This is a genomic window from Psychrobacter sp. 78a-MNA-CIBAN-0178 (assembly GCF_040309625.1).
Lineage (GTDB): Bacteria > Pseudomonadota > Gammaproteobacteria > Pseudomonadales > Moraxellaceae > Psychrobacter > Psychrobacter okhotskensis.
Map to the genome: position 1 here is coordinate 44832 of NZ_JBEOOZ010000007.1, position 14131 is coordinate 58962.

Consider the following 14131-nt stretch of genomic DNA (forward strand, 5'->3'; position numbering starts at 1 on the left):
GGTAATAACTGGCAGGTGGATAAAGAATTGGAATTAAATACATTCAAAGTTGCTATCGTTATTCATGCTTTTTATGCAGAACAATTTCAGGTTATGGCTGACCGCATAAATGCAGTATGCGATATAGATATAGCGGATATAGAAGTTGACGTACATATCACCTTAAATGACAGCTCTGAGCCAGAAATTCATACAATTATTGCTACTGATTTGAGCCAAGCGAAGGTTCATTACCAGCCTAATTATGGAATGGACTTGCTACCCTTTTTTCGATTAGTACCTAGTCTACAAGCATATGACTGGGTACTTAAGTTGCATACTAAAAGTTGCGATAATCAGGCTAGCTGTATTTGGTTTGAGAGTTTATATGAAGGATTGATAGGTACTCCAGAAGTGTTCTTTAAAACACTTGAGTGTATTCGTGCTAACCCAAGTTGGACTATGGCTGGCATAATGCCTTTTTTCATGTCAGCCCAGCATTTAATGCTCAATAACCAGAGTAATGCTGAAAAGGTAGCTAAGCTTTGGCAGGTTGATATAGATGATGACTGGGGCTTTTTTGCTGGGAGTCTATACTGGATCAAGCCTCGCCATTTCGCCGACGCAGCGCATGACTTGATTGAAAAAGAGGAATGGTTTGAACAGCCCTTTGCAAAAGATGGTCAAATAGCACACGCGATAGAGAGATTAGTGACTAAAGTTGCTCAAAAGTCAGGTGATATTGGTTTGTTTCTACCATCACAGTTAAAATCAAACCATAGTTTTTTGGTATATAGTAGTAAACATCCTTTTGCCATCAATAAAGTTTCTACTCAGCAGCTGATGCATAGCTATCAACATTTAATTGATAATTTTAGAATATTACAACGTGTTTCCCTATTAGATGTATTAGCGTACTCTAAAGATGTCGGTGTCAATTTTGAGTGTAATAGCCACGCTTATCTACATTTTTTACTAATAGGACAATTCAATGGTTTTGCTAATAGAGTTAGACCACTTGAGCTTAAACAGTTAGAGTATAAGATGATGAACTGGCCTACGCTGCGTCAACAACCGCGCCAGAAAGAACTGGTTTCAATTATAATTCCAGTTCTTAATAACATTAAATTGACTTTAGCTTGTTTGGAGTCAATTCGAAAATATACTCAGAATATCAATTATGAAGTGATCATAATTGATAATGGTAGCAAAAAATTTAACGGCTTTATTTTAGATATGTATGCTAGTTTGAGCAGTAAGGTGCATATTGTACATTTACCTCGCAACTTAAATTTTTCTATAGCATGCAACTGTGGCTTTAGCAAAAGCCAAGGAGATAAAGTTGTATTCTTAAACAATGACACTCAAGTTACGGCTAACTGGCTAAGATATCTTCAAGAAGCAATGATTAATCCAGAAGTTATTGCAGTCCAACCTAAGCTTTTGTATTTTGATGATAAGGTTCAGTGTGCAGGTGTGTACTTCGGGGAGGACGGCTTTGGAAGGTGTCGCTTCGAAGGGGATAATAAAGACAGCAGTGAAGCAAATACTTCTACTGTTTGTGAGGCGTTAACAGCTGCTTGCTTAATGATAAAATCACATGATTTTGCTGCTTTAGAGGGGTTTGATGCTTGGTATATTAATGGCCAAGAGGACATGGACTTATGTCTCAGAATTCGCCAAAAATACCCTGAAAAATATTTATGGTACGAAGCAAAAAGTACTGTTTATCATCATAGATCAAAGACCAAAGGCCGTAAAAGCCATATAAATCAAAACCGAGAGATTTTTAAAGCTAAGTGGCACAATCAGTCCTCTGTACTCCAAAGTGGAGCACCAAAATAATAAAAGGTATTAAAAAGAATCATGCAAACTCTCGCCGATAATACGAATGAATATAATTGTTTCTATCAAGCCAATGCTGCTCTAAGACTTGGCTATTACAAATTATCAATTCAGCTATATGTCCAAGCTTTTCATAAGTATCCATTCATTGAGGATATGGTAAGATTCAATTTAAAACAGGCACTTCTACAGCAAGACGGTAACGTATCTACAGATAAATTAGAACAACTTCTTGCAAAAAAACAAAATAAAAGTAGCCTGCTGAATAGTTATAAAGATAATGTGTTATTGACTGAAAATGATTTTGTAGCAAAAGAGCTAGAACAAAAAAATAATATATTCATAGCAAAGAATAATGACCCGTATTTTACGCTTAATAAGAGTATAGAAGGGTTCCATCCTGGTTTTTATGGTTTGTCATTTTACATTTTTGCTAATACCAACTTGGTAGGTCAGCTAGGAAAGATTTATATTGATTATGGCGAAGGTTATTCCGAAGAGCATACGGTACGTATTCCATTAAATACAGGCCTTAACGAACGTGTTATTTTTTTACAAATGCCACCTGTCTCTCTTCGTTTTGATCCATTAGAAGCCCAAACTGAATTTAGCTTGTTTGACTTTGAAATTACGACGATTAATGAGCATACGATTGCTGATTACTTCAAAAAGGTATTACTACAAGCTAGGCAGATGCTAAGTGATGTCGATCAACCTTTATTAAAATTATATCAGCAGTATGATCAGTTCATTACAGAAAGTAATGAGCAGATTGGTAGTTATGAGCAGTGGATCGCTACTAATGAGGTGGATGAAGCACTCTTTTATGAAGAGATACAGGCTTTAGAGAATCACTTTACAGTTTCGACTCTGTTTTCAATTGTAATGCCAACTTATAACACAGAAGAAAAGTACTTAAGAGAGTGCATTGATTCAATTCTTAACCAGAGCTTCTCTAACTTTGAGATATGCATTGCAGATGACTGCTCCCCTGATACGCGAGTAAGGGAGGTCTTACAAAGCTATGAGAGCCAAGATGAGCGTATTAAGATAGTATATCGAGAGAAGAATGGCCATATTTCCAAGGCGACAAACTCTGCAATTGAGATAGCTACTGGTCGTTTTATCGTATTGGTAGATCATGATGATAAGTTGTCTCCACATGCTTTATATCATTGTGCAAAAGCCATATTTGAAAATCCCAATACTAAAATTATTTACTCTGATGAAGATAAGATTGACAAAAATGGAGTAAGATCAAATCCACACTTTAAGAGTGACTGGAATCTAGACTTACTATTCTCTCAAAACTATGTTTCTCATTTAGGCGTCTATGATTCCAAACTGATTAACGCCATTGGTGGGTTTAGGGTCGGAGTAGAGGGTAGCCAAGATTATGACCTTTTATTACGCTGCTTACCACATGTAGATGCGTCACGAATCATTCATATTCCCAAAGTGCTCTACCATTGGCGTGCTATTGAGGGCTCTACCGCTTCTGATGCAGGTGAGAAAACATACACAACAGATGCTGGCATTAAAGCATTACAGGATTACTTTGACACCAATGGCCCTGAGGGCGTTAAAGTAGATATTGGCAAAGTTCCAAACACTTATAAAGTAGATTGGCCTATACCTGACCCTTCTCCTAAAGTTAGCATGTTAATACCTACCCGAGATGGCAAAGACATTACAGAACAAGCTGTACGTAGCATATTAGAAAAAACAACCTATACTAACTATGATATTTTAATCATAGATAATGGTAGCGAGAAGCAAGAAACGTTTGACTTTTTTGAGCAGATTCAGGCGGAAGATGACAGGATATCCGTGATACGTTATGACCAACCTTTCAACTACTCGGCGATCAATAACTTTGGCGTAAAGCATACAGACGGTGAAATCATTGCTTTAGTCAATAACGATGTGGAAGTCATTAACCCTGAATGGCTTACTGAAATGGTCATGCATGCCATACGCCCTGAAATTGGATGTGTAGGAGCAAAACTATATTATGCTAACGGCCAAATACAGCACGCTGGAATTATTACCAGCCTTGGTGGCGTTGCGGGCCATTCTCATAAGTACTTCCCAAAAGAGTCAGTAGGTTACTTTCATCGATTGGTATTAGTACAAGATTTGACAGCGGTGACAGCAGCTTGTCTATTAGTAAAACGAAGTATTTACAATGAAGTAGGCGGTCTAAATGAGAATGACCTCACTGTAGCCTTTAACGATGTAGATTTTTGCTTGAGGGTATACAGCGCAGGTTATCGTAATTTATGGACGCCTTATGCGGAGCTCTATCACCATGAGTCTATCAGTCGTGGTGCGGAGGACAATCCAGAAAAAGTAGCTAGGTTCAACAAAGAAATGAATTATATGAAGTCAACTTGGCCAAGTTTGTTAAATAGAGATCCTCACTACAGCCCGAATTTAACTAAAGCTAGAGAAGATTTTTCTATTAATATATAAATATTTAATATTAATCAGCTTTAATTATATGAATTTTATATTATTTAGGTCTTTATTTGCCAAAGATATATAAAAAAATACTAAGAAAACGAACTATATTTTATTAGGAGATAGAGATGCAGGTTTTAGGAAAAGTAGATGTATTTAGATCTAATAGAATTAGTGGTTGGGTATTTGAGAAAGGTAATGAAGAAAGTGTTGAATTAGTTCTTAAACATAATGATAAAGTAATAGCCAAAACTGTAGCTGATTTACTAAGACCAGATTTGAAAGAGAAAGGATTGCATCCTACTGGGGAATGTGGTTTTGTATTTGAAAATTTTAATATAGATGAAAGTATAGATATATTTAACTTGAGAGTAGAACAACTATCGACATCGACAGTTATTGAACCTACTCCAGTAGTAAAGGCATCTTTAAATAAGCTGTTACTTGATTCTTATGTAAATCAAGAAAAATCCTCAAAGCACTCGTCTAAAAAGTGCTATCTACACGTAGGTATGCATAAAACAGGCTCCACTAGTATTCAAGCATCACTTAGCCGCCACCAGTTTAATAGTAGCAAGTCCTATTTAAAAGCTGTTTCTGAAAACCATAGTATTCCTTTTTACTCAATTTTTACTGAAAACCCTACTGACTATCATATTCATCGTAGAAGTAGTAGAAACTATTATGATTGTCTCGCATTTAATTACGAGGCAATTACTATCATAGACGATTTTATTAGTAGTTCATCAAACGATGTAATAATATCAGGTGAGGATATTTCAGTACTTCCGAATAATAGTTTAGAAAAGCTAAAAATTTTTCTAAATGGTTACTTTGATGTTATTAAAGTTATAATTTACATACGTCCTCCGCATTCATACATATCTAGCCACTTTCAAGAAATAATTAAAAATGGAGCCAGTGGTAATAAATTTGATAATCTAAGTTCAGGAAACCTATATCCAAACTACCAAAATATTATTGGCAAGTTCGATCGGGTTTTTGGTCAGTCTGAAGTTATGGTTAGGCTGTTTGATAAGGAAAGTTTGATAGGTAGGGATATTGTAACAGACTTCGTAAGTGCTATAGGGTTAAAAGAAAGTGTACAGTCTCTTTCGTCAAATCAATCATTGTCTTTAGAGGAGCTATCTGTTTGTTATGTATTTAATAACTATTATATAAGAAATCAAGTCATGAGTCAGGATATAAATGATAAGTTGCTAAATCTGATAAATTTAATAAAACCACTGGCTAAAAATAAGTTTGAGATATCAAAGGATTTGACTAGAGAAGTAATAGAGAGAAATATTCAGGATGTTAAATGGGTTTCTCATAGAGCTAATATAAATATTCAAAAATTAATATTGTTATCTGAAGATAATGAAAATATTGTTAGCTCAGCTGAGCAACTGGAAGAAATTGGCTGGAAGCAAATAAAGTATTTGATGAGTAATTTTGAAAACGTAGAGTGTAAAGGTGAGAGAGAAAATCTATTAAATAAACTTGTTAATAATTACTTATGAAATATTTTTTTAAAAACTGCTCCACTTCTTTAAGAGTTGTAGTATTTCTTCGCGTAAAGATTTGGAGATGATTTGTACTAGCAAATATTTACTTAAAGCTGATAATCTGCATTATTTAAAAAATTGAAGAATAGAAGAGGTCGAGGTTTGAATATGAAATACAGTATAGACTATCACCAAGGCAACCTAACAGGTTGGGTGGCAACTGATGATGTCAGTACACAGATAAAGATTACGGATAGTGTGGGAAAAGAATATGTTACGACATTAGGAAAGCATAGAAAAAGCGTGGTTGATAAAGGCATTTGTAGTAACCTTTATTGTGGTTTCTCGTTTGAGAAGATACTACCAAAGAATATAGAAGGTAATTTTTATCTAATAACTATCTCTAATAGCACTAAAGTGATGACTACTATTAAGTTTTGTGGCGATGCGATTATTTGGAGAAATAAATTTGAAAGCTTTCAAATTCCAGATAGAAGGGACTTTAGTTGTCAAGATAAAGACGTATTAGATGTCTTCAGAGTCAATTCTGACCTGATAGCATTTAAAATACTGATGATCAGACTAAGACGCGGAAAACGTGCTTATAGTTCGCGGGGTGTTTTCAAAGGGCATGAATATTCCTTTATGGATAAAGACTGGGTGTTTTTTCAGGAATTTTATACTAAAAACTTTATAGAACTAAGTAAGGTTTTAGCAGTTCGTAGTTTATGGTCAGTTGTGGATACTTTTGCTGATTTTGGTGACCCTTTAGAAAAGACCTGTGCTCTTGCGATATCGAATTATATGTTTCAAGAACGTTTTGCACAAACAGTGCGTGCTATATATAAACTTGTACCTTTGAAAGAAAAAAAAGAGAGTAAACAAATTCCATATTGGGGGAGTATGTTATCTAACCGTTTATTAGCAGATGATGCTTATGATGTGTTTATGACGCGTAATATTGAAATATTAGAGTATTCCCCTATTTTAAAAAAAACATTTGGTGTGATTATTTTAAACGCTATCTGCGCTAAGGAATCAATAGCTAATATGAATATTGAAAATAGCGAGCATTTTAACAAAGCGTTTAAATACTATAAGAGCTATTTTAAATCTCTAGGATTATAGACTAAGGACTACATAGCGACTCTTTTATAATGTAGTAATAAGGATAATCTCATGGAAAAGAAAATTAAATTATTAGACTGCACGCTACGAGATGGTGGTTATTATAACTCATGGGACTTCTCTCAGGAGGTCATCGAAGAGTATTTAGAGGCCATGGCAGCAGCAGGGGTCAATATAGTTGAGCTTGGTCTGCGTTCATTAAAAAATAGTGGCTTTAAAGGAGCCTCAGCCTTTACCACAGACGACTTCATTAATAGCTTACCTATTCCTGATAGCTTAACGGTTGGTGTTATGGTTAATGCTTCTGAATTAGTAGGTGACATCCCCCAGCTGGAAGTTCTAGAAGCCCTTTTTCCTGTATCAGCGGACGAGTCACCAGTAGATTTAGTACGTATTGCCAGTCATGTCTATGAATTTGAGGGGGCATTGCAGGCTGTGAGCTGGCTAACAGACAGGGGCTACCGCGTTGGTTTTAACCTCATGCAAATCGCTGACCGTACCGAAGAAGAAGTGATTAAGCTTGCACAGCTTGCTAAAGAGTATCCCCTAGACGCGCTTTATTTTGCTGATAGCATGGGCAGCATGAAACCTGATGATGTCTCTAAGATTATTGGTTGGTTACGTACGCATTGGGATGGAGCACTTGGCATTCATACCCATGATAACTTAAACCTAGCCCTATCGAATACATTATGTGCCATATCAGAAGGTGTCACTTGGGTCGATGCTACTGTGACCGGTATGGGTCGTGGTCCAGGTAACGCAAGAACTGAAGAGCTCGCTATAGAAGTAGCAGAGCTACGTGGTAAACCAACCAACCTAGTTCCATTGATGACCATCATTCGTAAGTACTTTAAGCCGATGCAAATCCAGTATGGTTGGGGCTCTAATCCATACTATTTCTTAGCAGGAAAGTACGGCATTCATCCCTCTTATATCCAGTCTATGATGGCAGATAGTCGCTATGATGAAGAGGACTTATTAGCCGTTATTGATTACTTGCGTAATGAAGGTGGTAAGAAGTTTAGTACTGCTACTTTGAATAATGCAAGAGAGTTCTATTCAACCGAACCACAAGGTAGTTGGTCTCCCCAAGAAGCTTTTGCTAATCGTGATGTGCTGCTATTAGGCGCGGGTCCTGGTGTTTTACGCCATAGAAATTCCTTAGAGAACTATATTAAAGCGAATAAGCCTGTTGTGATCGCTATGAATACTCAAACAGGTATTGATGCTGAGCTAATCGACTATCGTATCGCTTGTCATCCAGTTAGACTTCTAGCAGATGTAGAGGAGCATGTATCATTGCCGCAGCCTCTTATCACACCATTTTCAATGTTACCGGAAGATTTACAGTCTCAACTCTCTAAAAAAGAGATTAAAGATTTTGGTATTCATGTTGAACAAGACAAGTTTGCTTTTCAGAAAGATTATTGTACGGTTCCATCTTCTTTAGTAGTTTGCTATGCCTTAGCAGCGATCACTTCGGGACAAGCTAATCGTATCTGGATTGCAGGTTTTGATGGCTATAATGCTGATGATCCAAGAGCTATTGAGATGAAGAAAGTATTACGTTTATACAAAGAGTCTTCAGACTTACCAATCACTGCAATTACGCCCACTACTTACAATCTATCTACTCAATCCATCTATGCGATGTAAATGAAATGACAAAAGCTGTTGTAATTATCCCTGCTAGATACGCTTCAAGTCGCTTTCCAGGGAAGCCGCTAACCGCTATCTTGGGTAAGCCTATGATTCTGTGGGTCGCAGAGTTATCCGAAAACGCAGTAGGTCATGATAACGTGTATATTGCAACAGATGATGATCGTATCGCTGATGTGGTAATTAGCGCGGGTTATCAGGCTGTAATGACATCAGATAGCTGCTTGACAGGTACGGACCGTTTAGCAGAAGCCGCTCAACAGGTTGATGCAGATATCTATATTAATGTGCAAGGTGATGAGCCCATCATTAATCCTAAAGATATCATTCGAGCAGTTGAGTTAAAAAAACAGAATATGGATTCTATTATTAACGGTTATTGCTGGTTAAGCCAAACGGAAGACCCTAACAGTGTCGATATTCCAAAGGTAATTACCACAGAAAATGATCAGCTAGTGTATATGTCAAGAAGTGCTATCCCAGGCTTTAAAGCAGCTAAGGACGCACCTACCGGTTACAAGAAACAGGTTTGTATTTATGCCTTTACTAAAGAAGAGCTTTTATGGTTTTCTAATTTTGATCGAAAAAGTACGTTAGAAGCCTGTGAAGATATCGAGATTTTACGTTTTCTAGAAGCAGATAAGTCGATTCTTATGTATGAAACACACCCTGGTAGTTTGGCCGTTGATAAAGTAGAAGATGTTTTAGCAGTAGAAAGCGCAATGAGAAAGGATGGTTATGGAGCTCAATAACTATAAAACCATCATCTTCGACTGTGATGGGGTGGTGCTTAACTCTAATAAAGTCAAGACTCAAGCTTTCTATAATACGGCTTTAGCATTTGGCCCAGCTGCCGCAGAGCGTTTGGTCAAGTATCACGTAGAGCGTGGTGGTATCTCTCGTTATAAGAAGTTTCAGTGGTTTATCGATAACCTCAATGAAGAGGATTTAGCGCAATCAAAGGATCAACCAAATTTAGATAATCTATTGTCAAGCTATGCAGCAGAAGTACATAAGGGTCTGCGAAGCTGTCAGATAGCAGAAGGCTTAACTGAATTGCGAGAAAAAACCAAAGACAGTATATGGCTAATTGTATCTGGCGGGGATCAAGCTGAGCTTCGTGAGCTATTTGCTGAGCGTGATATCGCTCAGTTTTTTGACGGTGGTATATTCGGTAGTCCTGATAGCAAGGAAGTCATTATGAGTCGTGAGCGCGAGCAGGGTAACATTAAGTCACCTGCTGTCTTTATTGGAGACAGTCAGTATGACTATACAGCTGTCGAGAGCGTTGGAGAGATTGACTTTATCTTTGTTACTGATTGGAGTGAGTTTGATGAATATGAGCAGTTCTTCGAAGAGAAAGAAGACTTGCTGATTATTAACAGCTTGAGCGATTTACAGTAAAAATTATTGAATTTAACTTTACATTATACTGTAAAAAGGAAGGTATGAGCTATGCTGAAGAAACCGTAGAGGTAAACTTGGCAAACTATAATGTTGAGTAGTATTTCGAATAACATTTCAATATAATAATGTTACAATATATAAGCTCCCTTATATTCGAATAATTGGTCGATGTTACTTATTTGTATGATAATTAACTTACATGAATAGAAGTAGAAACAAGCACGTCTTTTGCAGAGCCTGCTCGATATATAAATCAATTTATAACTAAGGTGGAAGGTTTTGAACAAACAACTAAAAATTCAAATTGAGTTTATTAAACCGCTAAATGCTTTTGATGATGGATATTATCTTTCTCAGTTTGATGAGAGTGATACACCCGAGGGGGATTTAATTGAGCACTATTTTGCATCTGGTTGGTCTAAAGGTAAAAATCCTTGTGTATGGTTCGATACCAACTTTTACTTAGAAGAGCATAAAGATGTGAAAGCAGCAGGAGTGAATCCTTTTTTTCATTATTTGAAAAGAGGTATCCATGAGAAGCGTAGACCAAATGGATCTATTACGACACCAGAAATAGACAAGGTAGTTAGTGCCACAAGTTTAGAAGATAAATTAAACTGTTTTATAGAATGTCAGACCCATAATAATAAAGAATCTGCAAAAGACATCCTTATTGAGTCAGTTGAAGGTGTGGATGAGCAGGAATCTGAAGTGTCTTCATCAATGACAAGTATAGATTTTGATGTAGATTTTTATTTTAAAGAAAATCCAGATGTCAGTGATGCAAATATGGATCCTGAAAAACATTATTATGAATTTGGTGAGAGTGAAGGTCGAATGCCTAATGAGTATTTTGATCCGAAATTATATTATAAATTAAATGCTGATGTAAGAGGGGCTAAGTTATCAGCATTTAAGCATTATCGAGAGTTTGGCTTCAACGAAGGGCGTGCATATAGGCCTTTGAGAAAAGCAGAGGGAATTAACAAGTCTAAACTTAAAAAAAGCTTACTATTTGTTGGTCATGATGGAATAACTGCTGGAGCTCAAAAGGTTCTATTAGATGTTGTAAGATGGTTCTCTGAGCATACAGATAGAGTAGTAAAAATCCTGCTACTGAACATGGGTCCTATGGTCCGTGATTACGCTTTATACGGTGAAGTATACACACTGTATAACAAACAGGTTGATGACTTCGATAGCTTCTCTGCATTTATAGAAGATGAGTTTGAATTTGTATATTTAAGTACCGTTGTCTCAGGCAGATATATTCAGTTGCTTAAACAATATAACTTACCAGTGAATAGTCGAATAATTTCAAATATTCATGAGATGGAGAAAGTTCTCAGTATTTTTCCTGATGAGATGAGTGAATTAAAAAAACATACAACTCATTGGATATCAGGGTCGAAACACGTTACTAATGCATTATATCAGACTTATCATATTGATAAGTCTGATATAACAACAATACCAGCATTTATCACTCCAGTCGCTGATTATGAATATGGTAGCAATTCATTAAAAAAATATGCAAGAAAGCAGTTAAATATTGAGGGTAGTAATTTTGTCGTAATGGGCTGCGGAACTGCTTATTGGCGAAAAGGACCGGATATATTTCTGCAGACAGCTAGAGAGCTGAGACAAATAACGAATGAAAGCTTTCACTTTGTTTGGATTGGTGATGGCGAAGATAAGCAAGAGTTAGAACTAAGTTTAACACCTAGAGAGAGGGAGTATATTAGTTTCGTTGGGCACCGGGAAAACGCAGACTTGTTACTTGCTGCAGCTGATATCTTTTTCCTATCTTCACGTGAAGACCCTTTCCCACTAGTAGTATTGCTTTCTGCACAGCATTGTGTGCCTACAATATGCTTTAAAAACAATACTGGAATAGATGATTTTATAAAAACGGATGCTGGGATCTGTTTGGATGATCAAAATGCTGCACTAACTGCACAGAAAATACATGAATTAATGAAAGATAGAGACTTAATAAATATTTTGGGGAAAAATGCTCAGCATAGGCTGTTATCTTCATATACTACTGAAATAAAGATGATCGAAGTTTTTGAGGCTGTTAGAGGAAATACGGACTATAAGCCTTCAGTAAGTGTCATAATTCCTTTCTATAATCATGAAAAATTTCTAGATGAGCGATTTCAATCAATCTTAAATCAGTCCTTGAAGGATATAGAAATCATAGCGTTAGATGACTGCTCTACAGATGGTTCATTAATAATAGCTGAAAAATACTTGAATGACCCTCGTCTCACGTTGATTGGTAATGGAAAAAACTCTGGTTCTCCATTTGTACAATGGGAAAAAGGTATTAAGCTTGCAAAATCTGATATAGTTTGGATCGCTGAAGGAGATGATAGCTGTAGCAAGAATTTTCTAGAATCTTTAATACCTTATTTTGAGAATGAATTAGTAAATATAGCCTCTGCCAAAACAGAAATGATAGATGAAAAGAGCGAGTTAAAGAAACACGCTTTTGATTCATATTTTGAGCAAGCACACTCTAACAAGTTTGAGAACTCTTATATAATTCAAGGGATTCAAGAAGTTAACGAACAACTAGGAGCAGTATGTACACTTATTAATGCAAGTGGTTTACTAATAAGAAAATCATCGTTTGGTAGCACTTTAGCTAGAGCACAGTCTTTTAAAATGTGTGGCGACTGGTTGATATATTTGGAGTGCTTGAAAGAAGGTAAGCTTGCCTACGATGTTGGTGCAATAAATTATTTTAGAAGACATAGTGCATCACAAGTAAAGAAAATCGAAGGTACTAAAGAGTATTTTTATGAGCGCCAACTTATTTCAGAATATGTTTTCTCTGAATTTAAGACTTCTAAACAACTATTAATTAGAGCGTTTTCTGAAATAAATAATGAAATTGATAGGTTTGCGCATCTTCACGAAACTGTAGATCAACTTTATGATCATAAATACATAGCTAAAGTTAGAGAAAATCTACTTATATCAAGAAAGATCTTGCCCAATATTGCAGTAGTTGTTAGTGATTTAGGACCTGGAGGGGGGGCAAGTATTCGCAATTAGACTTGCTAATGCATGGATGGGGTTAGGGGGGCGTGTAGTACTACTGAATGTTAATAAATACGAATCCCATAAAAATGTTATCCAGAAGATAAATCCTGAGATTCCCATTATTAATTTGTCTAATAATATAAATGATGTATGTCTTACTTATGATATAGATATTATACATAGTTCATTATGGTGGGCAGATAAATATATACATGAAAACTTCATGAAAATTCCTGAACGCGTACGATGGGTGGTGACGATGCATGGTTGTTACGAATCGTTAGTAATGCATCCTGATACAGATGGTGATTTTATAGCTCAATTTATCAAAATGCAGTTTGAAGTCGATCATTGGGTCTATATTGCTCAAAAGAATATGAAGGCTTTTGATGTTATTAATCAGAAACCTTTGAGTATAACTAAAATATTAAACGGGTATGAGGCAGAAACTCCTAAATCTTTAGAAAAAGAAAAGTTGGGCATACGTGAAGATGCATTTGTCTTCTGCTTAGTAAGCCGTGCAATTTCGTCGAAAGGTTGGGGGGTTGCGTGTGAAGCGATAACTAATCTTAATCGAGAGGGTTATAAGTTTGATTTGTTATTAGTGGGATCGGGGGAATATGAACAAGTAGTAAGTGATTCATATAATTACGATTTTATTCATTCTACAGGTCAAGTGTCTAATGTAGAAGATTATATCTCTATATCAGATGTATGCATGTTACCCAGCTTCTTTATTGGCGAGTCCATGCCATTGGTACTAATAGAGTATATGGCTCAGTCTAAGCCTATCATATCCAGCAATATTGGCGAAATTGTAAATATGACATGTGACTCTGTAGGTGATGGGGCGATAATTTTAGATTTAGAAAATGACACAGTTAATGTTGGGGATTTACAGGAGTCTATGATTAAATTATACGAAGATAATAACTTATATCAAGATTTATCAAGAAATTCAGGTCGTAATTTCAAAAAGTTTGAGATGAGTATTATGATCGAGGAGTATCGGAAATTATATTCACAGCTAATAAGTTAAATTAGTGTTATTAATACCTTGTTTATGTGAAATGGTTTAAATAAAA

Annotated in this window: 9 protein-coding genes; all 9 read left to right on the forward strand. The window is 36.0% G+C overall.

Annotated features, from left to right (window positions below):
* The first annotated feature begins 15 nt into the window (after positions 1-15).
* Positions 16-1824, forward strand: a complete 1809-nt coding sequence (locus tag AAEY80_RS06325; protein ID WP_350588061.1) for a glycosyltransferase — start codon at positions 16-18, stop codon at positions 1822-1824.
* Positions 1825-1845: 21 nt separating this feature from the next.
* Complete coding sequence (locus tag AAEY80_RS06330) at positions 1846-4299, forward strand: glycosyltransferase family 2 protein (protein ID WP_350588062.1); 2454 nt, start codon at positions 1846-1848, stop codon at positions 4297-4299.
* 116 nt (positions 4300-4415) lie between these two features.
* Complete coding sequence (locus AAEY80_RS06335) at positions 4416-5810, forward strand: hypothetical protein (RefSeq protein ID WP_350588063.1); 1395 nt, start codon at positions 4416-4418, stop codon at positions 5808-5810.
* Positions 5811-5963: 153 nt separating this feature from the next.
* On the forward strand, positions 5964-6923 hold the full coding sequence (locus tag AAEY80_RS06340) for a hypothetical protein (protein WP_350588064.1): 960 nt from the start codon (positions 5964-5966) through the stop codon (positions 6921-6923).
* A 51-nt stretch (positions 6924-6974) separates the two neighbouring features.
* On the forward strand, positions 6975-8582 hold the full coding sequence (locus AAEY80_RS06345; RefSeq protein WP_350588065.1) for an aldolase catalytic domain-containing protein: 1608 nt from the start codon (positions 6975-6977) through the stop codon (positions 8580-8582).
* A 5-nt stretch (positions 8583-8587) separates the two neighbouring features.
* Entirely contained in the window at positions 8588-9337 is a 750-nt protein-coding gene (locus AAEY80_RS06350; RefSeq protein WP_350588066.1) for a 3-deoxy-manno-octulosonate cytidylyltransferase, read from the forward strand.
* The gene (locus AAEY80_RS06355) at positions 9324-9989 is read left to right on the forward strand and encodes an HAD family hydrolase (RefSeq protein ID WP_350588067.1); all 666 of its coding nucleotides are present in this window, start codon (positions 9324-9326) and stop codon (positions 9987-9989) included. Before AAEY80_RS06350 ends, AAEY80_RS06355 begins: the two co-directional genes overlap by 14 nt.
* A gap of 282 nt (positions 9990-10271) precedes the next feature.
* Positions 10272-13058, forward strand: coding sequence for a glycosyltransferase (locus tag AAEY80_RS06360; protein WP_350588068.1), 2787 nt, complete (start codon positions 10272-10274; stop codon positions 13056-13058).
* Between the two features lie 211 nt (positions 13059-13269).
* Positions 13270-14085, forward strand: a complete 816-nt coding sequence (locus AAEY80_RS06365) for a glycosyltransferase family 4 protein (protein ID WP_350588069.1) — start codon at positions 13270-13272, stop codon at positions 14083-14085.
* Positions 14086-14131 lie beyond the last annotated feature (46 nt).